The organism is Paenibacillus chondroitinus NBRC 15376 (genome assembly GCF_004000765.1).
GTDB lineage: Bacteria > Bacillota > Bacilli > Paenibacillales > NBRC-103111 > Paenibacillus_E > Paenibacillus_E chondroitinus.
Window position 1 is genome coordinate 19,648 of sequence record NZ_BILW01000001.1, and the last position, 21,931, is coordinate 41,578.

Genomic DNA, 21,931 nt, shown 5'->3' on the forward strand with positions numbered 1-21,931 from the left:
CTATAGGCTTGAAGGGTGATACGCTCAATAACAAAGTAATTTCATGGGAATTGTTGGTGTGTCGATCAGATAACTGAAGACATAACATTTGTCGTTTATTCACGGCTGTGTTATGTCTTTTTTTGTCTAGGGGAGGAGTGTAACGATGGATAGTCGGAAGCTGCAATACTTCGTAGAGGTTGCTGCATCATGCAGCTTCACGAAGGCGGCGGAGAAGCTGCTGGTGGCTCAGCCTGCCATAAGCAAAGCGATTCAAAAGCTGGAGGAGGAGCTGCAGCTGAAGCTGTTTGATAGGTCGGACAAAAGTGTTGTGCTGACTTCAGAAGGGAATGTGCTGCTCGCTTACGCTCAGTCGATTCTAGGCCAATTCGACGAAGCTCGCCGGGAGATGGAGGAGTTACGCAGACTTGAGCGCGGGGAGATTCGGATAGGCCTTCCTTCCATCATCGGGAGCAGCTCATTTGCTCCATTGTTAAAGGAATTCAAAAAGCTGCATCCCAAGCTCGCTATTACGGTCATCGAGGAAGGGAACGACCATATTCGCCATCTCATTGCATGTAAAGAGATCGATTTCGGTATCCTGCTTGGTTCGAATGAAGATGCTGAGCTCATGGTCGTTCCGCTGTTGACCGACGAAGCAGTTGCTTGTGTTGCTGAAGATCATCCGCTTTCCAACAGAAGATCGGTGACGATGGAGAAATTGCTGGAGGAACCGTTGATTTTGTTCAAGGAGGATGAGCTGCAGCTCAACATTTTCTTAGAAGCCAGCCAAGAGTCAGGTATCGCACCAAACATTGCTTTTACAACGAATCAGTTCGCTTTGCTCCGCTCTTTAGTCGCCGAAGGAATGGGGGCAAGCATATTGCTGCGAACGACATCCAGTACGGATGAAGGGCTTCGGACTGTACCGCTCTCTCCACCCGTTCCCGTGCAGCTTGGTATAGGGTATAGGCGGAATTATCAGCTGCCTCAAGCTTGCGCTGCTTTCATCGATTTTTTACAAAGGAAAATTAATGAACGAAAACACGTGCTGCCGCTGATTCCACGGAGAGAGGTTTATCCGGCGACAAGTGAACCTTTGACAAGCTTGCGCTTGCCATTCTGTTAGGTTATTGATGGATGAATAATGAGTATTGTTCCAGACCGGAATCCACGTGATATATTGTTAATATCAAATCCGATTAAACGGGTAAGAAAAGTATTTAATTATAAAATGGGAGTGTGTTCATATGTCAACATTAAACGAGTATCTGATTCAGAAAAAAGCGGCAGGTGCTGCTCTGCGTGAGAAAGCGGCGCAAGATCCGAAGCCGAATGTGTTAAAAGCACAAGCCCGCGCAGCCGGTCGCAGCGGCATACGCGAAATCCGCATTCGCGATTTCCAAATCATTAGCGACAGCCCGGAAAATTTCGCCGGCTATAATCTCGGACCAAGCTCACCGGAGCTACAGCTTGGCGTCCTTAGCAGCTGCATTACGCATATTGCGCTGATCCAAGCGTCAGAGCGTGGTGTTACGCTCGAATCCCTCGAGGTGGAAGTGACCGGGGAGCAGCATCCGCTGGCCGGCAAGCCAGGATATGAGGATGTTCCTATTTATCCGCATAATATTCAATATAAGCTCTACATCACCTCTAACGAATCGTCGGAGACGATCGCCGCCCTTCATGAAGCTATTGAGCGGGTATGCCCAATTTATAACCTGCTGAAGAACCCGCAGGAGATTCAAGGCGAAGTCGTTCACAAAACGGTTCAAGTTGTTCAGGAAGCTTAACATAGTTTCATGCTTAAGACGCTCGAGGTTTTCCCGAGCGTCTTATTTTTGCTTCGCTTGAGCCAGGTTGCTCCCAGGCAGGGAAGTACAGGGCGCTAATTCTGCGATAGAGGCTTTTTTTTGCGCGGAGAGGAACTGTGGGCCGCTATTTGTCCCGTTTATCATGTTGCAAGATTTCTAGGTTGACAGATTTTGTCTCATGATGCTATTATACAAATACCAAGTAATCTCATAGGAATTTAAGAATATCTAATACTGACCGGAAAACCGGAAGCATGGGTGCTATATCCATGCTTTTTTTCGTTCAATATTTTGGAGAAAGGAGGAGTGATTATGACCACAAAGCAAGTCAAAATTTCATACAATGAAGTCCCTGTACCCGTTTATTTGATCGGCACCACACAAAAGCTGATTCCGGCTCTCTTATCTGCATTAAGGTTAAATAAACTTACATTGGCATCCTTTAAGGAGTCTCCTTTGTATATTGATTTATATAATTCGGAGGCCATACTGTACGCAAGCGAAGGAAATAAATACAGGATCCCTATTTTCTAAACGCAAAAAGTAGAGATTCGACTATAGCTTTCTGAAACAAATACTAGAGAATACGGGAGTGGGCAAAAGCATGAAAAGATCGCATTTATTATCTATCCTATCTATGATTTTTATTTTGTCGGTAACGGGATGCGCAAAACCGTCGGATACGAAACCTGCTGCAAGCCCAGCTGCAACGGCAGCAAGTACTACTGCTGCTCCTTCACCTTCAGCCAGTCCAGCAAATGAAAAAGCCAAGTTGAAGGTCGGCATTTCCGCAGGCGTGGAGGAAGAAATTTGGAAGAAGGTTAAAGAAGTAGCTGCGAAGGACAATCTGGAAATCGAAATTGTAACGTTCAACGACTACATTCAGCCGAATAAAGTGCTGGCGGATGGCCAATTGGATGCCAATGCTTTCCAGCATGAGCCATATCTTAATCAGTTCAAGGCAGATAACAAGCTGGATATCGTTAAACTGGCGAATACGTTGAATTTTCCCATAGGGCTTTATTCAAAGAAAATTAAAAACGTTTCTGAGATCAAAGAAGGCGATGAACTGGGGCTGCCAAATGATCCGTCCAACGGGGCAAGAGCATTAATTTTATTTGAACGGGCAGGCTTGATCAAGCTGAAGGAAGGCGTAGGCGTCAAAGCTACAGTTCGTGATATCGTAGAAAACCCTAAGAAACTTAAGTTCAAGGAATTGGAAGCTCCTTTTATCCCGAAAGCACTGCCGGATCTTACCGCAGCAGTCATTAATACGAACTATGCAGTGGATAACGGGTTCGTGCCTACTAAGGATGCCATTTTTATCGAACCTAAAGATTCACCTTGGGTAAACCTGATAGCTGTGCGCACAGCAGATAAAGATAAACCGGTGTTTCAACGATTAATTAAAGCTTATCATTCGGATGAAGTGAAAAAACTTGTTGAAGACAAGTACGGTAGCTACATCGTACCTTCTTGGTAAATATATGCGGAATGGAAAAATAGAGGTCTCTTTCCAATCGAAAGAGGCCTCTTGCTTTGCACTTGAACGGAGAGGAGATGTACAGCTTGATCGAGTTGAGGAATGTCAGTAAAACATTTGAACAAAAAGGAGTGCGGGTAGAAGCGGTTAAACAAGCCAACATTCAAATCCATAAAGGCGAAATATTCGGTGTAATCGGCTACAGTGGGGCTGGCAAAAGCTCGCTCTTGCGCTGTATCAATTATTTGGAAAAGCCGACCTCCGGCAGTATCCAGATCAACGGCGTGGAGATGTCGCAATTAAACGAAAATGATCTAAGGATGATGAGAAGAAAGATAGGGATGATCTTTCAGCATTTTAACCTGCTGTCTTCAGGAACTGTTTATCAGAACGTAGCCGCACCGCTGCAGTTGGCAAAGGTTCCAAGAAAGATGATCGACGCCAAGGTAAGAGAATTGCTTGAGTTGGTGGGACTAGAGGACAAAGAAAAATCGTATCCACGCCAGCTTTCGGGAGGGCAGAAACAGCGTGTTGCCATTGCCAGAGCCTTGGCAAACGATCCGGAGATTTTGTTATGCGATGAGGCTACTTCGGCATTAGATCCTCAAACTACGGAATCTATCTTAGATTTGCTACTGGATATTAACCGTAAATACGAGATAACGATAGTCCTTATCACGCATGAGATGCATGTCATCAAGAAAATCTGCGATCGGGTTGCTGTCATGGACAATGGCCGTATTGTCGAACAAGGTTCGGTTATCGATCTGTTTTACTCCCCCCAAACGAATACCTCGCGTAAGTTTATCCAAGGCGTTTTTGATATGGAAATCCCGGAATTATTATTGTCTAAGTTACGAAACTCTGGGAAAACAAGCCTCTTGCTCCGTGCTTCATTCATTGGTGAATCTGTCACAGAGCCTGTACTGGCCGACTTAACCGCAAAATACGGTCTACGACCCAGCATTATTTATGGGAATATTACTCAAATCAAAGAGAGTATTTTTGGAATGCTTGTTTTACATATAACTGGCGATCGCGTAATTATCGAGAATGGCATACGTTTCCTGAAGGAGCAGAACTTAAAGATTGAGGTGATACAGGATGTTGAATAAATTAATCGAGGATGCTGATCTCTATGTGAAGTCTCTGAACGAAACAGCTGTCATGGTCGGATATTCAATCGTTTATTCAAGCGTGATTGGACTCTTGTTAGGGGTACTGTTAGTTGTGCTTAGACCAGGCCATCTTTATGCAAATCCAGTTGTCTATCATATCTTGAACACGATTATTAATATTATTCGCTCTATACCTTTTATCATTATTATGGTTGCTATTATTCCCTTAACGAAATGGCTTGTTGGTACGACTATCGGTGTAAAAGGAGCTATTGTGCCTCTTGTTTTTTACACGGCCCCTTATATCTCACGTTTGATGGAAACGGCGCTGTTGGAGGTCGACCACGGTGTCATTGAGGCTTATCAGGCTATGGGCGCTTCCAAACGGCAGATTATTATCCGAGTCATATTGAGAGAGGCACGGCCAGCTGTGATTCTCGGACTTGCAATTGCTACAATTGGGTTGGTTGGGGCATCGGCAATGGCTGGTGTTATGGGGGCCGGAGGTTTAGGGGATGTAGCGATAAGGTTCGGATATCAGCGGTGGGAGCCTGATGTGATGTATACCTCTGTGCTTTTGCTTGTTCTGATTGTTCAGATCGTGCAATCCCTAGGAAATTGGATATCGAAGAGTTTGAGGAAGTAAACTTGCGTATGATTTGGAGAAATTGGGAAACCTTAGGTGTAGTTAATTCGCGTTTACTTTCTCAAGGAGGACAGAACATGTCAGTCACAGTCAAGCAATTAATAAAAGGGATCTCAATTATAAGTGTGATAACTGCAGCGGTTGTTGGTTGCTCCAGTAAATCAGGGAATAATACGCAAGGAACAGCTTCCGCAACACCGAAGAGCACCAATGCGGCCTCTGAGGATTTGTTGGCATCAATTAAGAAGTCAGGCAAAATCAGAATTGGCTTGATGGGGACGTATGCACCCTACAATTTTCTCAATGATAAACATGAAGTGGACGGATTCGATGCCGATGTTGCCAAGGAAGTTGCCAAGCGGATCGGTGTTCAAGCAGAATTCATTACGGGTGAGTTTTCAGGATTAATCGAAGGGCTGCAAACAAAAAAGTATGACGCCCTTGTCAGCCAAGTTACCATTACGGACGACCGCAAGAAAACGATGGATTTCTCTTCACCCTATATAAAAAACAGCGTGAGTGTCATCGTTAAAAATGAGAATACCTCTGTGAAGGGGATTGAAGATTTTAAAGGGAAAAAAATCGGGGTTGGTCTTGGAACAAATGATGAGACTTATTTACGCAACGAAGTGCTGCCGAAGGTCGGTACCTTTGATATCGTGACCTATAACGATGTGATTACATCGCTTACGGATTTGAATGCGGGGAGAATCGATGCCACAATCAACAATATTTTTGCCATTCAACCGTTGGTTGAAAAGAACCATTTTCAGATTAAAACTGTAGGTGCTTCAGTAAAAGATGACTTTGCCGGTATCGCGATTCGTAAAAATAACGCTGAACTCTTAAGCGCGTTGAATAATGCATTGGCCGAAATGAAATCAGACGGAACATTTAAACAAATCTTCCAAAAATGGTTCAAAGTCGATCCTAACATCTGAGCATCAGTGCGTAGGAGGAGGCATGTATGGAGCTTGTTTGGCAAAATCTCGACTTTCTATTGAAGGGTGCGTATTACACGCTGTTAATCACCGTGGTGTCGATGTTTTTCGGCTTCATTCTTGCTCTGGTTTTGGCGTTTGCCCGCCTAAAAGGAAACATCGTTGTGAGGAATATCGCGATGTTTTATGTTTCTGTTTTTCGGGGAACGCCAATTCTCGTCCAAATTTTCATCATCTACTACGGCTTACCGGATTACGGCATACGTTTGGGTCCCCTTACAGCCGCTTTTCTTTCACTCAGCCTTAATATTGGCGCTTTTTTATCGGAGACCTTCCGCGGTGCCATTCTATCTGTCAGCAAAGGGCAGACGGAAGCTGCGATGTCACTAGGTCTTACTCCTTGGCAAACGACTTATAAGGTTGTACTGCCACAGGCCGCGCGCGTAGCGATACCGCCGATGGGCAACACTTTTATCGGGATGCTCAAGGAAACATCGCTCGTTTCCATTGTTACCGTGACAGAGCTGCTCCGCACAGCTCAGCTTTTGATCGCACAGTATTATATCGCCATGCCATTTTACATAGCTATTGCTATTATGTACTGGATCATGAGCTTGCTGTTTTCCCATCTGCTGACGAGGATTGAAAAGAATTTATCTAAGGCTTATTGAAGGTGTGAACCGTATGATTGAAGTGAATCAGCTTTCGAAGAGTTTTAATGACTTGCAAGTGCTGCAACAGATCGAGTTTAAAATGAAGGCCAAAGAAATCGTCGTGCTGCTTGGACCAAGCGGTTCGGGGAAGAGCACGCTGCTGCGCTGCCTCAATGGGCTGGAAGAGCCGGATTCCGGGACAATACGCATGGATGATGTCACATGGAACGCTAACATGACCAAATCCGCGAAGCGGGAAGCCATTCGACGAATTCGATTAATGAGCGGGATGGTCTTTCAATCTTTTCATTTGTTTTCCCATATGACAGTGCTTGAAAATATTACGATGGCGCCTATGCTGGTTAAAAATTTAAGCGCTAAGCAAGCGGCAGAGCTGGCAGAAAGATTACTCGTAAAAGTCGGTCTACTGGAGAAAAAGCACGAATATCCTTCCCGCCTTTCGGGCGGTCAACAGCAACGAGTAGCGATTGCACGCTCGTTGGCGATGCAGCCGAAAGTGATGCTTTTCGATGAGCCGACCTCGGCATTGGACCCAGAACTGACCAGTGAGGTGCTTCAGGTTATGAAGGAGCTTGCACTTGATGGAATGACGATGATCGTTGTCACTCACGAAATGAAGTTTGCGAGCGAAGTTGCAAATCGAGTCATTTTTATGAGCGATGGTGCCATTCAAGAAGAGGGGAGTCCGAGTCAATTTTTCGTGCAGCCGCAGACAGAACGTGCTCGTAGATTTCTAAGACAGTTAGGGGATTTGTAGGCATATCGCCTCACGTAAGCTGAAGGAGAGGAGAAAAATACAGTGTCCCATCCCGATGAGCATCATTTAAACACGATTGCGGCAAGAGCACGAGTACTGATGGAGGAAAAGAACCTGGATGCGCTTGTGGCATCGTCTTATGAAAATTTCTATTATCTTTGCGGGCATGAAAGCACATTTATGTATACATTGCGGATGAGCGAAGTCGCTTTAGCTGTCCTATTCCGCGACCCCAGTTCCAAGACAGTCATAATTATGAATGACTTTGAAGCGGCTGGCGTATCCAGCGATTTGCCGAATTGTGAGCTGCGAACTTATCCGACTTGGGTAGATGTTGATGATCCGCTCGGTTTGAGAGGCGGCAAGTATGAAGGCAAACGACCAACAGGTCATCAGGCGCAGGAAATGTTCGGTCTGCTCCAGAAGACGCTAGCGGAATATGGCTGCCAGGCCGGCAGAATTGCTGTCGAACTGAACAACATGCGGCATTCATCGGTGGCAACGCTGCATCAGGCGGTACCAGAAGCGGAGCTGGTGGAGGCACAAGGTCTGTTCACAGCGCTGCGCATGATCAAAACAACGTGGGAGATCGAGCAGCTTCGTGCCGCGTGCGCCTATGCGGAAGCCGGTATAACGGATGCGATTCAAAGCATTCGCCAAGGCAGCACAGCGCAAGACATCGTGCATGAGTTTCGCCTGTCTTTGATGAAAGACGTGAAGGGCTTATCCGCACGTTTCGATATGATCTCGGTGGGTGCTTCATTTGCACCTGCTCATCGCTTTGATACCTACCCTGCGAAAACAGGGGATGTCATCAAATTTGATGTTGGCGTGGATGTGAACGGCTACGGGTCCGATATTGCGCGGACCTTCGTTCTCGGCAATCCCTCGGAAACGATATCGCGGGTCTACAGCGCATTGAAGGCTGGTCACGACCGCCTTTTGGAGATCATAACACCGGGCATCTCGATGCAGGCAGTATTCGAGGATGCGATGGGAGTGATCCGGCGCTCGGGGCTTCCGAATTACAATCGCGGGCACCTTGGGCATAGCGCAGGTTTAAGCCTCGCAGCCGAGGAGCCGCCTTTCCTAGGCCCATCAGAAAAGACATTGTTTCAGCCTGGAATGGTCATTTGTCTTGAAACGCCTTATTACGGTTACGGCATTGGTGCGATGATGATCGAGGATATGGTGTTGGTCACAACGAATGGTTGTGAACGTTTGAATCAGCTTTCCCGAGAGCTCGTTTCTTTGTAAGAAGGGAGCTGATCTTTTCATTGACAAATTTTGGTTGTTGGTGCTATTGTGTAAATACCGAGTAAACTTATAGGAATATAACAATCTAAGACTGACCGGAAAACCGGAAGCATGGATGCTAAATCCATGCTTTTTTTCGTCTACTAATAGTGTGGAATGAAAAACTTTTATGGAGGAATGACGGGTATGAGCACTCAAAATACAGAAAGAATTTCACAGACAAGAAGAGATCGAGCTTTTCAGGAAGCATTAACTTACCAGCAATTTATAGACAGCGCCAAGGTAAATGTTGAAAGGTTTCAGGTGAATTTCGAGCAGTATACATTGAGCAAACAGGACTTAACTTATTTTAAAAGTCTTCCAGAGCCAATAAATGTCTTGGTGCTAGCCCACGATTGGTGCGGAGATGTTGTTGCGAATTTACCTTTATTCGCCAGGATTGAGCGCGAAACGGGTAAACTGAACCTACATATTCTACTGCGAGACCCTGATAATCAAGATATTGCTGCCGCTTACCTGCACAAAGACGGGCGTAATCATATTCCAACTTATGTGTTTTTTAATGGAGCCGGAGAGGAGCTGGGCTTGTTCATAGAACGCCCCGATCAAATAACTGATCTAATCAGCACTTGGAAGGAGGAATTTTGGAGTCTTCACCCAGAGTGGGAAGGGAGAGATAAGGCACTTTCTGAATTGAATGAAGAAGTAAAAAGGTCGTTATTGCGTTATTTAAATGAACAACGCCCAAAGGCTCGTGAACAAGAAAAGACGGCTATTATTGAAAGTATTCGTTCCATTCTCGGCTAATTCAATAATTACAACCGGGAGGGTAAAATCGGTTTATTCGATGAAGGATCACCCAAAATAAACAGGCCGAGTTCAAGCTACTCGCCCAATAGGAGGATGTCTCATCAAGTGTCTATTCCAACATTAGATCAGGACCATAAGTTCCCAGGGAAAACATATGCGGAGGTTGTCTTAAGTCCAGCTTATGACCATGCCAAGGAAGAATTGTTGAGTCCCATGATGGACATTAACAAAGCGCATTTAATTATGCTGTGGGAGCAATCTTTAATAAGTGATCATGACGCCCATACGCTTGCAGACTCCTTAAAGGAAATGAATGTTGGGCGATTGCGGGGAACTTCTTACACAGGAGAGTTCGAGGATTTGTTTTTTGAGGTCGAGCACCAATTGCACATTTTGGCTGGGGAAGCTGCAGGTCATTTGCATCTAGGGCGAAGCCGGAATGATATGGGAGTAGCGATCTATCGAATTACACTGAGGGAAAAACTTTTGGATACACTGGCATCCGCTTTATTTCTGGAGGAGAATTTGTTACAGTTTGCACGTTCTCACGTTCATACAATTATGATTGGCTATACGCATACACAGCAAGCCCAGCCTACGACGATAGGCCATTATATAGCAGCAGTTTCTGACTCGCTAGGCCGGGATATCCGCCGGCTTCAATTAGCCTACGCGAATTGCAACCGCAGCAGTATGGGGGCTGCAGCTTTAACGACTTCCGGATTTCCTGTGAACAGGGAACGGATGGCTGAATTACTTGCATTTGATGAGGTTATTGAAAATGCGTACGACGCAGTTAGCGGAGCGGACTATATCGGTGAAATTGCAACGAGTGTTCAACTTGCGGCAATAAACCTGGGCCGTTTTGTACAAGAATTGCTGCTTTGGAGCACGCAGGAGTTTGCCGTTTTGAAGGTGGCAGCTCCCTATGTTCAGATTAGCTCCATTATGCCTCAGAAACGAAATCCTGTATCTATTGAGCATATGCGCTCGCTTTTGTCCAGCTGTGTTGGCCTTACACAGACCGTGTTGACTATGATTCATAATACACCGTTTGGCGATATTGTTGATACCGAAGATGATATGCAGCCCTACGCTTGGAAAAGCCTTGCTGTACTTGAATCCATTTATCGGTTGCTTGCTAATGTTATTGCAACACTCACGATTAATAATGAAGTGCTGGAGGCCAGAGCAGAGGAGAGCTTTTCCACGGTTACTGAGCTTGCGGATACATTGGTTCGTGAGGAGCAGCTTTCGTTCCGCACCGCACATTCCATTGTTAGCAGTGTCGTGCGAAAAGCGTTGGAATTCGGAAATTCCAAACGTTATCTTTCCTTGGAGCTATTAAACGATGCGGCTTCTGAAGTTATTGGACGTAAGTTGGAAATAAGTGAAGAAAGGCTTAAACTTGCATTGGATCCCAGACATTTCATTCATGTCCGAAAGATTATCGGCGGACCGAATCCATCGGAGGTGGAGCGGGCATTGAAGGGGCAAGATCAGCGAGTAGATGCTGAAAAAGTATGGCTCGCAAGTAAAAGAAGCGCGATACACGATGCTCATGAGAAAGTGGAACGCGTACTCGATAAACTGGCTAAACAAGATAAATAGATCCGTTCCATTCAATTTACCGGACAACCGGAGATGAGTTTTCTTCTGCCAAGAGGAGATGACGCATCTCTTTTTTTATTATTCTAGGAGACATGACTTAGGAGGAAGATGGCTATGTTTAAAAATGGTTTTCGTGTTTTTGATATTCATGCTCATTTACCTTATTCTTTGCCATTAGGTTCATACCATGAGTTCATTAATCGTCACAAAGCGCTGCGATCCGAGCGTATGCGTTTGACTTGGGATTTTCCATCCCAACCAGACAATGAAGAGGAGTCCAAGCGTCCGCTCATAGACCGATGGATCGATGAATTGGATCGATATTCAATTGGCGGTATTAATTTCTTAACGGCTTGGAATAACGATGATCTGGCTGCGCAAATTCGTAAATATCCAGATCGTGTGACAGGATTTGCTCATCACAACATTGAAGAGCCAAATGCTGCGGAAGAACTCCAAAGAGCCGTTGATACACTAGGTTTGAAAGGTTATAAATTATTTGGGCCGCTGGTTGAAATTCCGTTTCATGATCCCCGATTGACTCCGGTATGGCGGTTTCTGGCTGAGAGAAAGCTTCCGGTTTTAATCCACTTTGGCCTATTAGGTCACACGGGAGGAATTGTGCAGCATTTGAACATTAACCCATTGGCCATTTTCAACGTCGCCAGAGAATATCCCGACATCCCGTTTATCATCCCGCATTTTGGAGCCGGATATTTTCAGGAACTGCTGCATTTATGCTGGAGCTGCCCCAATGTCTATATCGACACATCGGGATCTAATCAGTGGATTCGATGGAGTCCTTATGAATTGACGCTGGAGACGTTATTTCGCAAAACCTATGAACTCATCGGGCCTGAGCGCATCATATTCGGCACAGATTCGAGTACGTTCCCCAGAGGTTTCGTATTCCGATATTTGCAGGACCAGGTCCGGGTCTGTAGAGATCTTCGGTTCAGTGAAACGGATATTGAACTTATTTTCGGAAATAATGCGAGGAAGTTACTGCAAGTGGGTACATATTCACTGATAAGTGGAGGGGAAGTAAGATTATGACAACCACATACCGTACGGCCAAAAGAGCTATTGTTTCATCTTTAGGATTCATTGTTCTACTAACCGGGTGCTCGGCAGGAGACAGTAAATCAGTCTCGACTACAGTGCCAACGAATACGACAGCACCACAAGCAGCGACTACAGCCAATGCTAGTAATGATGAGAAAGTGACCATTGAATACTGGCAGTATCAGTACCCAGCCAAGGTGGAACTCATTACCAAATTAATTGACGATTTTCAAAAGAAATATCCGAACATAACGGTGAAGCAAACTACATTCCCATATGATCAATACAATGAGAAAGTGGCGACGCTGGTACCTGCCGGCAAAGGGCCGGATGTCATCAATCTGTATTATGGCTGGCTGCCCAAATATGTCGCATCGGGCTTCTTACAGCCCCTACCGGAAAGTGCATTTTCTGAAGAGAAAATTAAATCGGAGTTTTTCCCTTTTGTTGAGACAGCGAAGCTGAATGGAAAATATTTTGCCATACCGACGGCGGTGCGAACACTTGCGTTGTTCTACAATAAGGATCTATATGCGAAAGCAGGACTTGACCCGAGTAAGCCGCCTGCTACTTGGGATGAGCTAGTCACATATGGGAAGAAATTAACGGAAAAAGACAAAAATGGTCAATTTGTTGTTGAGGGCATTGCTTGGCAGCCGGGAGCGCAGCTGCACCACTGGTTCCGTGATGCATTGGTTTATCAAGCGGGAGGTAAAGATATCAGCGATGACCGCCGGCATATTCTGTGGAATGAATCCCCTGCAGGTTTGGAGGCATTCAAATACTTGATTGACTTGTCGCTTGTTCATCAATTGGGCACAAAAGATTTTTACAATGATGACATCACGGCGTTCAAAGGCGGTCATGCAGCGATGAACATTGACGGCTCCTTCCAGCTGGGTGGAATTGGTAAAGATGCGCCAAACCTTAATTACGCTGTTGCGCCACTGCCTTCCTATAAAGATAAAGCTACTCAGGTTTCTTTCTGGGCGAATGCGATTACTAAAAATGTGCAAGGAAAGAAGCTTGAGGCTGCTACAGCATTTTTGCAATTTCTAACGAGTAAAGAAGTTCAGGAGCAATGGGCGGAAAAGGTAGGCGAGCTGCCTGCCAAAAAAGAAGTCGCGCTCCAAGATAAATATACGAAGGATGAGAAACTGGGGCCGTTCATTAGCCAGCTCAGTTATGCCCATGCGCATTACTTTGTGGATGAGAAACTCGAGAGAGATTATTTCACACAGGCTGTCGATGAAGTCGTATTGAACAAAGTTCCGTATGAAAAAGCCTTTGATGACCTGGTGAAGAAAACGCAAAAGCTATTTGATGATTATTGGGCCAAACAGGACAAAAAATAATGGTAAAGCAAAAATATTTGTTTATCTACAGCTGCTTACTACTTCCACTATTCTTTTTCTTAAGTATTCGAATCGTACCGATCTTGTACTCGTTTAACATAAGTTTCAGGGAGTGGGATATGCTTTCGGAAGAGAAACCTTTTGTCGGCTTGCACAATTTTGTTCATTTATTTCAAGATGAAGTCTTTATCGCGTCGATCCGAAATACGCTCATTTATGTCATTGTTGGTGTGCCTGCACAGCTTCTGGCAGGACTTGTGATTGCACTCTTGCTGCAGCGGTTGAATCGGTTAAAAGGTTTCTTTCGTACCCTTTATTTTATCCCTTACGTCACAAGCGTTGTGGCCGTAAGTTGGGTATTTCGTTGGACGTTAATGAAGAACGGTATTGTGAACGCTCTGCTAATTAAGCTTGGGTTCGAGCCGCAGCTATTTCTTGGATCTCCATCACAAGGAATCTACATCATTATTGCCGTTATGATTTGGCAAAATATCGGGTTTCAAATGCTCATTTTTCTGACGGGGTTGGAGACGGTACCGAAATCCTATGAAGAAGCGGCAGCCATTGATGGCGCCAATTCATGGCAAAGATTGTGGCACATCACGCTGCCGCTGCTGAATCCCGTGATCGTCTTTTCCATCGTGATCGCGACGATAAGCTTTCTGCAATCGTTCACGCAAGTGCTGAACATGACCAACGGCGGACCCCTGAACTCTACAGTTTCGCTAGTCCTTTACATTTATAATTTAGCATTTAAGCACTTTAAAATGGGGGAAGCATCGGCGGCCACGATTATCTTATTTGCAATGATTCTGTCATTGTCACTTCTGCAGATGAAGATACTCAATAGAAAGATTGATTATTGACGGAACGGCCAGGATTACGGAGGTGTAACAATGAGCAGAACGTTCCGGTTGATTTTGCTAGCAGTCGGAAGTTTGGGCATGATTTTTCCATTTGTGTGGATGATATCAACATCTTTGAAATCTCCGGTTGATGCTTTCACACTAAACCTATTACCGAAACAAGCAACATTGTCTAATTATGTGGAAGTATTTACCCGAACGCCATTCTCTCAATGGATTCTGAACAGCGTTATCATAGCTATTATAACAACGATAAGCGTCTGTTTCTTTGATACTGTGATCGGGTATGTCTTGGCAAAGTTCTCATTTAGAGGGAAGAAGCTTATTTTTGCCGCCATTCTGAGCACATTAATGGTTCCTACCGAAATGCTCATCATTCCTTGGTATTTACTCACCGTAAAGCTGGGCTGGGTAGATACGTATATAGGGATTTTATTTCCTGGTCTTATCTCGGCATTTGGTATCTTCCTGATGAAACAATTCATGGAATCCTTGCCAGTGGATTTACTAGATGCTGCAAGAATTGATGGAATGAATGAGTGGAACATACTTTTTCGTATAGCCATTCCGCTTGTCAAGCCTGCTCTTGCCACGCTATGTATATTGTCTTTTCTTGGTAGCTGGAATGCGTTTATATGGCCGTTAATTGTTACGCAAACCCCGGAACGCCTGACGATTCCGGTAGGAATCTCGTATTTCTCAAGTGAATTAAAAGACAGCGCAAGCTGGGTATTAATTATGACGGGAGCTTCATTATCTGTCATTCCGCTTATTGTTATTTTTTTCATTTTTCAGAAACAAATTATTCGAGGGATAGCTCTTACAGGATTTAAATAACGAGGTAGAAAAGACAAGGCGCGGTAATCAGAGAAAAGCGGTGGCAGCATGGAACGCTATTGGAAACGCAATCTTTATATGTTATGGCTAGGCTTATTTTTTAATCACATAGCGTATACCCTTTCAGTTCCATTTTTTCCTATCTTTTTGCAAGAAGATTTAGGTATTCAGAGAGGTTTAGAAGTTTGGTCAGGCGTTTCCATTTCGATCAGCTTTCTGATTAGTGGTTTGTGTGCGCCATTTTGGGGCGGGCTCGCCGATATATATGGCAAGAAACCTATGCTCATTCGTTCTGGTATAGGCCTAGCTTTGGCACACTTCGCGAACTACTTCGTTCATGATCCTTATAGTTTCATGATTGTTAGAATCTTTCAAGGACTTATGGCGGGCTTTAGTCCTGCTTCAATTGCTTTGGTCGGCACGAATACGCCTGAGAAACATGTCGGTTACGCACTTGGCGTCATATCGACGGCAACTGCTGCTGGGGGAATTCTAGGGCCGCTCGCGGGTGGTGTTCTTAGTCACTGGTTGGGATTGCGGGCGTGCTTCGTCGTATCTGGTCTTATCACGTTGGTTTCCGCTTTCATTGTTCTGATCGGTGTTAAAGAAGTTCATGAACGGCATAAGGGGACTCGTCCAAGTGTCATCGGTGATCTTAAACAAGCTGCTGGCAACACGCGATTGATGCAGATATTTGGGCTAACCTTATTAGTCTCAACTTCCGTTATGATCCTGGAGCCGCTGCTCACAATCTATGTGGTGCAAATTGGCGGCAGTATAAACAACGCTACGCTCAGCTCGGGTGTTGTCTTTTCAGCAGTAGGCATTGCCATCGTCATCATGGGTCCTCGATGGGGAATCATCGGAGGGCGTATCGGTTATGACAAAATCCTTTTGATCGGGCTAATCGGCGGAGGGATTGGGAATATAATTCAAATTGGTGTTCATCATCTTGTCGGCTTTGGAATACTGCGTTTCAGTTATGGGCTGTTTTTTGCTGCCGTTTATCCCGCATTGAATTCCCTTGTCATCAAATACAGTGAGGCAGATTTTCGGGGAAGGGCAATCAGTCTTAACCAATCGTCAAATCAGTTCGGCATTGTCGCTGGTCCTTTGCTTGGCGGTGTACTTGGTGGATGGATAGGAATCCATTTCGTATTCCTCGTTACCGGTGTTGCCTTGATTGGAGCCGCCTTGACGCTCAAGGTGCTTGAAGCTAAACGTGTGAAACAGCTCGTATAAAAAGTGTTCTGGAGACAAATTCTTAAGAAAAAATTTCTTGAGATTTTAGTCTCTTTTTTTGTTTTGCTTCCTGCTTGCGATTAAATGAAGACGCATCATCCGTGATACAATATGGATTGGTTGGATTTTCATTAGTTGAGACTGAATTTAGGTTGTAGGAGGAAATCATAGTGAGGAACCTGCTCATTGCAGACGATGATGCGAATATTCGAGAACTGCTTCGATATGTGCTCACGAAAGAAGGATTTGGGATTTACGAGGCTCAGGATGGCATGATAGCGGTCGAGCTGATGAAGCAAACACCCATTGATTTAGCGATCGTTGATGTCATGATGCCGAGAATGGATGGGCTCGAACTATGTGACTATATTCGGCGAAATTACGATATCCCCATTATTATGCTTACTGCTCGGGATCAACTGCAAGATAAGGAAAAGGGATATACCCAGGGGACAGACGATTATCTGACCAAACCATTCGAGCCGGAAGAGCTGGTATTCAGGGTTAAAGCCTTGTTTCGACGATATCATCGAGCTTCAAGTGACACCATTCGATTAAATCGAATTACAATTGATCGGAGAAATATTGAGATTACGGACGGTCAGACTGTATTTCTGCTGCCGATGAAGGAATTCGAGTTGCTTTCGCAGCTTGCTGAGTATCCAGGCCGATTGTTTTCGCGCGATGAACTCATTCAACTTGTATGGGGAATGGATTACGAAGGTGATGATCGAACGGTGGATGTGCATATTAAACGGCTTCGTGAACGATTTGCGGATTACACGGACGATTTCACCATTAGGACGGTTCGCGGGATTGGTTACAAAATTGAGGTGGGTAAGTCATGAAGTCGCTATACTCCAGGGTCTTCCTTATTACGCTAACGGTCATCATTGTAAGCAGTATCATCGGTTTTCTCGGATCCAATATGTACTATCATGTCAAACTAAAGCCCTACAATGACGAGAAGTTAATTGGCATTGCGGAGCAGATGAAGCAGTATGCGGAGAAACAACCTGATAACATCCATGAATATCTGCAAAATGCGGCGGCACTTGGATATCAAATCTATTGGACAGACGGCCAAGGGACCAATCGCTACTATGGACGTGATTTCCGAGAACAGGATATGGATGATCACGCGAAAGAATCTGTTCTCAGCGGCAACTTGTATCACGGTGTCGCTGAGTTCCCGAACAAACCTTTTATCTCTGGTTTTTTTGATAATCGCTTGAGCAATACAGTAGGGGTCCCCGTTCATGGAAGAGACAGGACCTATGCCCTTTTCATACGCCCGGATGTGCTCCTGCAATTTGGTGAATTGCGCATATTTTTCGCACAAATCATTTTATTCACCATTATCATTAGCATCGTGCTTTTCTTAATCAGTACAACCTATTTAGTGAAACCGATCACTCGCCTGTCCGATGCGACGAAACGAATTGCTCAGGGAAGCTATAAGATTAAACTCCCGATCCATCGCCGCGATGAAATCGGGCAATTGGCTGAGCATTTTATGACCATGAGCCATGAATTGGACAGAGTCGATCAAGCACGGCAACAATTTGTAGCCAACGTCTCCCATGAAATTCAATCACCCCTAACGTCCATTCAAGGCTTCGCCTCCGTACTCGCAGATCGTGAGCTTCCTCAGGATGAAAGGAAGCACTATGCATCCATAATCGAGAAAGAGAGCCGCCACTTATCGATGTTAAGCAAGCAACTGCTTTTGCTATCGTCACTTGAGCAAGGACATGAATCAGTGAACAAGTCATCTTTCTCGCTGCGAGGGCAGATTCGCCAAGCTGTTCAAGTCCTGCAATGGCAGATTGAAGAGAAGGAGCTGCTGCTAAAACTTTCTGTACCTGAAACGATCATCCTTTACGGCGATGAAGTGCTGCTTATGCAAGTTTGGATGAATTTGATTGGCAATGCCGTCAACCATATCCCAAAGGGAAGAAGCATTGAAATACGAGCGGAACGGACAAATTCTTGTTGCAAAATACAGATTCAGGATACAGGCGATGGTATTGCGACCGAGCATCTGCCGTTTTTGTTCGACCGCTTCTATCGGGTAGATCGTGCACGCGAGCGTTCCTCCGGTGGGACAGGTCTTGGGCTTTCCATTGTAAAGAAAATCGTTCAAGTTCATGAAGGCCGTATAGAAGTAGCCAGTTCGCCGGAAGGAACCACCTTCACGGTTACGCTGCCTTAGATGTAATCTGTTATTCATTTGCCGTTCATTTTCGCTTCCTATACTTGAGTCATTACGAAGGAGGGAAGCATGATGTATCTTGCTATTCGAGAAATGAGGTTTGCTAAAGCCCGATATTCATTAATCGCCACCATTATGGTGCTTGTTGCATTTCTTGTTTTGTTTGTTACCGGGCTTGCGCAGGGTCTGGCGTATGATAATGCCGCATCGGTTAAAAACATGAACGCGACACATTTTGTACTGGAACAGGACGCCAACCACCGATTTACCCGATCGAAGATAGATAAGAACCAGATTGAACAAGCTGGCCTTGTCGTAGGACAAGAAAATGCCGAACCGCTTGGCGTGAAAATGACAACGGTTATGCAAGCTGGAGGAACGGAGAAGATCGATGTTACGATACTGGCTATTAATCCGGATGGTTGGCTGGCGCCCCAAACCGTAGAAGGTTCGCCGATGACCGAACTGACAGCAGGACATGTTCTTGTTGACAGGAAATTGTCGGATTCCGGCGTCAAAATAGGTTCAGAGCTGGTCGATCAAGCTTCAGGAACAAAATGGACCGTCAGTGGCTTTGTAAAAAACGAGTCATTTAGTCACACACCTGCTGTCTTTCTAAATAAACAAGATTGGCAAAATCTTCAGATGTCGTCCAGTCGAGGATCCGACTCTTCGGAGGAGCCATACAATGCGATTGCCATAAAGACCTCGAATGAAAAAGCCGATCAGCTCCAAAGCGTGCTGCCTCATACCGAAGTGATAAAAAAGACTGAGGCTGTGTCGGCTATTCCTGGATACAAAGAAGAGCAAGGCTCGTTGATGATGATGATTGTGTTCTTGTTTGTTATCTCTGCTTTTGTATTAGCTGTGTTCTTTTATGTCATTACAATTCAGAAAACAAGCCAATTCGGCATTTTGAAAGCTGTAGGCGCACGTACGGCCTATTTAGCAAAAAGTGTGGCGCTACAGGTTCTAGTCTTATCCATTGGCAGTTTAGTTATTAGTATTCTCTTCATTCAATTGTTTAAGGCTGTAATACCAAGTTCTATGCCATTTCAATTAGGTTTCTCTACTTTGGCGGTTACTAGTCTGTCTTTTATGGCCATGTCTCTTGTCGGCTCGTTAATTTCGGTGTGGAAAATTGTGAAAATTGACGCTTTAGACGCGATTGGGAGGACTGCAGCATGACAAACAGACTTGTCTTACAGGCGATTACCCGTACTTTTCAGGATGGCGGCAATGAAAGAATGATTTTGGATAAGCTGGACTTGGAGGTAGCCGAAGGCGAACTCGTTGCGGTGATGGGGCCTTCAGGCTCAGGCAAAAGCACGTTTCTGTCCATCGCAGGAGCGCTTCTTGAACCAACGAGCGGACAGGTACTGATTGACGGAGAAGCCATTCAGGGCAAGGACATGCAAGAACTGTCCGAACTGCGGCTTCAAAAAATCGGCTTTATTTTTCAAAGTGCCAATTTAATCCCTTACCTAAAAGTCGAGGAACAACTGATCTTGATCTCCAAGCTTGCCGGGACGGAGAAGGCGCGGGCAGGTCAAAGAGCCAAAACTTTGCTTGATCAAATGGGGCTCTCGCATCGACGAAACGCCTATCCTGAGAAGCTTTCAGGTGGGGAACGTCAACGGGTAGCGATAGCCAGGGCCTTTATGAATGACCCGGCTGTTCTGTTCGCAGATGAACCAACAGCGAGTTTGGACGCTTCACGCGGACTCGATGTCGTGCGTATGATTGCCAAGCAAGTCAAAGACCAGCGAAAGAGTGCCGTTATGGTTACGCATGATGACAGAGTGCTGCCGCTTTGTGACCGAGTGCTTTGGCTTGAGAACGGTAAACTAATCACGAAGTAAAAAGTCATTACAACATTTTATCATCTAAAAAAAACGTTCTATTAAGACTCCCTTGACTTTAATGGTAAGATAGAGACAAACGAAGAAAAGGGAGTGCTTTTTTGGCAGATAATTCCTGGAAAAGAAATCTTTTCGTGCTGTGGGTAGGGACTTTCCTCGTCAGTATGGCCTATACGGTATCCATACCGTTTATGTCTATATTTCTGCAAAATGATCTCGGTGTACAAAGCCATTTGGAACTATGGACGGGTGTCGTATTTGCCATTACTTTTTTGGCGGCTGCTTTAATCGCTCCATTCTGGGGCTCCATGGCCGATAAGTATGGCCGGAAGCCTATGATGCTTCGCGCCGGAATATGCTTGTCCATCGCGTATTTTTTATACTTCATCGTACAAAATCCATACGAGCTTATCCTCGTAAGAATTATCGAAGGCTTGCTCGCGGGTTATATTCCCTCAGCCATAGCGATGGTAGCAACGAATACGCCGGAAAAACACGTCGGCTATGCGCTAGGCATCATCTCTACCTCCGGTGCAGCCGCTTCCGTCATAGGACCGCTGGTGGGAGGAAGTGTAAGTTACCTGATCGGCACGCGTGACACCTTTTTGCTGGCAGGTGTGATGGTGCTGATTGCCTTCGTCATCGCATGGGTTTGGGTGAAGGAGCCTTCCTTTGTTAAATCCGAAGCGAAGCGATCCTCGGTGCTTAATGACCTTAAGGAAGCAATTGCGAATCGGACGCTCGTATACGCGCTGTTTATTGTCTTTATTACATCGACATCCATCATGATTTTGGAACCTTTACTAACGATCTATGTGCTGAAGCTTGGCTCCAGTCAGTCCTCCGCTTCACTTCATGCGGGGATCATTTTCTCCGCGGTAGGAATTGCAACATTGATTGCGGCGCCCCGTTGGGGCAAGCTCGGAAGCAAACTGGGTTACGAGAAGGTGTTGTTCATCGGACTTATCGGCGGAGGCATCGGGAATTTTTTGCAAATATTGTTCCACGATCTAATCGGATTCGGATCGCTGCGGTTTGTATACGGGCTCTTTTTCGCTGCTGTATTTCCAGCGCTTAATGCTTTTATCGCTACTCATACGGAACCAAGTTTCCGCAGCCGCGCGTTCAGCCTTAATCAATCGGCCAATCAAATGGGCCTGCTGTTGGGGCCGCTAATTGGGGGCTTTCTAGCAACCCAATTATCTATTCCCGTCGTATTCGCCATCAACGGCAGTTTGTTGTTGCTGGTCGCTGTGCTGCTTAAGCTGCCGAAGTTTTCTTTTCAATCTAGTGTATCCGCAGCCAAGGAGATATCTAAATAAGAGCTTTACCACACAGTTCCATGGCGAATGACGCCCAATCTCTGCAATAATATACTATAGCGACTATAAGCTAAGAT

Annotated in this window: 22 protein-coding genes; all 22 read left to right on the top strand. The window is 45.2% G+C overall.

Translation table 11 applies throughout. The annotated features are described in order from the left end of the window. Positions 1-145 precede the first annotated feature (145 nt). The 22 genes from PCH02S_RS00105 to PCH02S_RS00210 all read left to right on the top strand — a co-directional run bounded on the left by PCH02S_RS00105 (position 146) and on the right by PCH02S_RS00210 (position 21,854). Positions 146-1,108 (top strand): LysR family transcriptional regulator, encoded by a 963-nt coding sequence (locus tag PCH02S_RS00105; protein WP_127448949.1) that lies wholly within the window; start codon positions 146-148, stop codon positions 1,106-1,108. A 121-nt stretch (positions 1,109-1,229) separates the two neighbouring features. After that, a complete protein-coding gene (locus tag PCH02S_RS00110; protein ID WP_127448950.1) occupies positions 1,230-1,772 on the top strand; it encodes an OsmC family protein in 543 nt (180 codons plus the stop codon). Between the two features lie 333 nt (positions 1,773-2,105). Then, positions 2,106-2,327 (top strand): hypothetical protein, encoded by a 222-nt coding sequence (locus PCH02S_RS00115; RefSeq protein WP_127448951.1) that lies wholly within the window; start codon positions 2,106-2,108, stop codon positions 2,325-2,327. A gap of 70 nt (positions 2,328-2,397) precedes the next feature. Then, positions 2,398-3,276: a MetQ/NlpA family ABC transporter substrate-binding protein gene (locus PCH02S_RS00120; RefSeq protein WP_127448952.1), complete on the top strand. Its 879-nt coding sequence runs from the start codon at positions 2,398-2,400 to the stop codon at positions 3,274-3,276. A gap of 86 nt (positions 3,277-3,362) precedes the next feature. Then, positions 3,363-4,391 (top strand): methionine ABC transporter ATP-binding protein, encoded by a 1,029-nt coding sequence (locus PCH02S_RS00125; RefSeq protein WP_127448953.1) that lies wholly within the window; start codon positions 3,363-3,365, stop codon positions 4,389-4,391. Beyond that, positions 4,381-5,040, top strand: coding sequence for a methionine ABC transporter permease (locus PCH02S_RS00130; protein ID WP_127448954.1), 660 nt, complete (start codon positions 4,381-4,383; stop codon positions 5,038-5,040). Before PCH02S_RS00125 ends, PCH02S_RS00130 begins: the two co-directional genes overlap by 11 nt. Before the next feature lie 77 nt (positions 5,041-5,117). Next, the gene (locus tag PCH02S_RS00135; protein ID WP_127448955.1) at positions 5,118-5,981 is read left to right on the top strand and encodes a transporter substrate-binding domain-containing protein; all 864 of its coding nucleotides are present in this window, start codon (positions 5,118-5,120) and stop codon (positions 5,979-5,981) included. 26 nt (positions 5,982-6,007) lie between these two features. Next, a complete protein-coding gene (locus PCH02S_RS00140; protein ID WP_127448956.1) occupies positions 6,008-6,652 on the top strand; it encodes an amino acid ABC transporter permease in 645 nt (214 codons plus the stop codon). A gap of 13 nt (positions 6,653-6,665) precedes the next feature. Beyond that, positions 6,666-7,412, top strand: a complete 747-nt coding sequence (locus tag PCH02S_RS00145) for an amino acid ABC transporter ATP-binding protein (RefSeq protein ID WP_127448957.1) — start codon at positions 6,666-6,668, stop codon at positions 7,410-7,412. 42 nt (positions 7,413-7,454) lie between these two features. Then, positions 7,455-8,669 (top strand): M24 family metallopeptidase, encoded by a 1,215-nt coding sequence (locus PCH02S_RS00150; protein ID WP_246068873.1) that lies wholly within the window; start codon positions 7,455-7,457, stop codon positions 8,667-8,669. Between the two features lie 186 nt (positions 8,670-8,855). Further along, positions 8,856-9,476, top strand: a complete 621-nt coding sequence (locus PCH02S_RS00155) for a thioredoxin family protein (RefSeq protein WP_164819371.1) — start codon at positions 8,856-8,858, stop codon at positions 9,474-9,476. A 108-nt stretch (positions 9,477-9,584) separates the two neighbouring features. Continuing rightward, positions 9,585-11,090 carry an argininosuccinate lyase gene (gene argH / locus PCH02S_RS00160; RefSeq protein WP_407670006.1) on the top strand — a complete coding sequence of 502 codons (1,506 nt, stop codon included), beginning with the start codon at positions 9,585-9,587 and terminating at the stop codon, positions 11,088-11,090. Positions 11,091-11,204: 114 nt separating this feature from the next. Next, entirely contained in the window at positions 11,205-12,146 is a 942-nt protein-coding gene (locus PCH02S_RS00165) for an amidohydrolase family protein (RefSeq protein ID WP_127448960.1), read from the top strand. Further along, the gene (locus PCH02S_RS00170; protein WP_127448961.1) at positions 12,143-13,510 is read left to right on the top strand and encodes an extracellular solute-binding protein; all 1,368 of its coding nucleotides are present in this window, start codon (positions 12,143-12,145) and stop codon (positions 13,508-13,510) included. The genes PCH02S_RS00165 and PCH02S_RS00170 overlap by 4 nt, the downstream gene beginning before the upstream one ends. Continuing rightward, entirely contained in the window at positions 13,510-14,376 is an 867-nt protein-coding gene (locus PCH02S_RS00175; protein ID WP_127448962.1) for a carbohydrate ABC transporter permease, read from the top strand. Before PCH02S_RS00170 ends, PCH02S_RS00175 begins: the two co-directional genes overlap by 1 nt. 30 nt (positions 14,377-14,406) lie before the next feature. Then, complete coding sequence (locus tag PCH02S_RS00180) at positions 14,407-15,213, top strand: carbohydrate ABC transporter permease (protein WP_127448963.1); 807 nt, start codon at positions 14,407-14,409, stop codon at positions 15,211-15,213. A 48-nt stretch (positions 15,214-15,261) separates the two neighbouring features. Then, positions 15,262-16,455: an MFS transporter gene (locus PCH02S_RS00185; RefSeq protein ID WP_127448964.1), complete on the top strand. Its 1,194-nt coding sequence runs from the start codon at positions 15,262-15,264 to the stop codon at positions 16,453-16,455. Positions 16,456-16,619: 164 nt separating this feature from the next. Further along, a complete protein-coding gene (locus tag PCH02S_RS00190) occupies positions 16,620-17,303 on the top strand; it encodes a response regulator transcription factor (protein ID WP_218033137.1) in 684 nt (227 codons plus the stop codon). Next, positions 17,300-18,670 carry a sensor histidine kinase gene (locus PCH02S_RS00195; RefSeq protein WP_127448966.1) on the top strand — a complete coding sequence of 457 codons (1,371 nt, stop codon included), beginning with the start codon at positions 17,300-17,302 and terminating at the stop codon, positions 18,668-18,670. Before PCH02S_RS00190 ends, PCH02S_RS00195 begins: the two co-directional genes overlap by 4 nt. Before the next feature lie 69 nt (positions 18,671-18,739). Continuing rightward, positions 18,740-19,858 (top strand): ABC transporter permease, encoded by a 1,119-nt coding sequence (locus PCH02S_RS00200; RefSeq protein ID WP_246068875.1) that lies wholly within the window; start codon positions 18,740-18,742, stop codon positions 19,856-19,858. After that, positions 19,855-20,532, top strand: a complete 678-nt coding sequence (locus PCH02S_RS00205; protein WP_127448967.1) for an ABC transporter ATP-binding protein — start codon at positions 19,855-19,857, stop codon at positions 20,530-20,532. The genes PCH02S_RS00200 and PCH02S_RS00205 overlap by 4 nt, the downstream gene beginning before the upstream one ends. Positions 20,533-20,633: 101 nt before the next feature. After that, positions 20,634-21,854 carry an MFS transporter gene (locus PCH02S_RS00210; protein ID WP_127448968.1) on the top strand — a complete coding sequence of 407 codons (1,221 nt, stop codon included), beginning with the start codon at positions 20,634-20,636 and terminating at the stop codon, positions 21,852-21,854. Positions 21,855-21,931 lie beyond the last annotated feature (77 nt).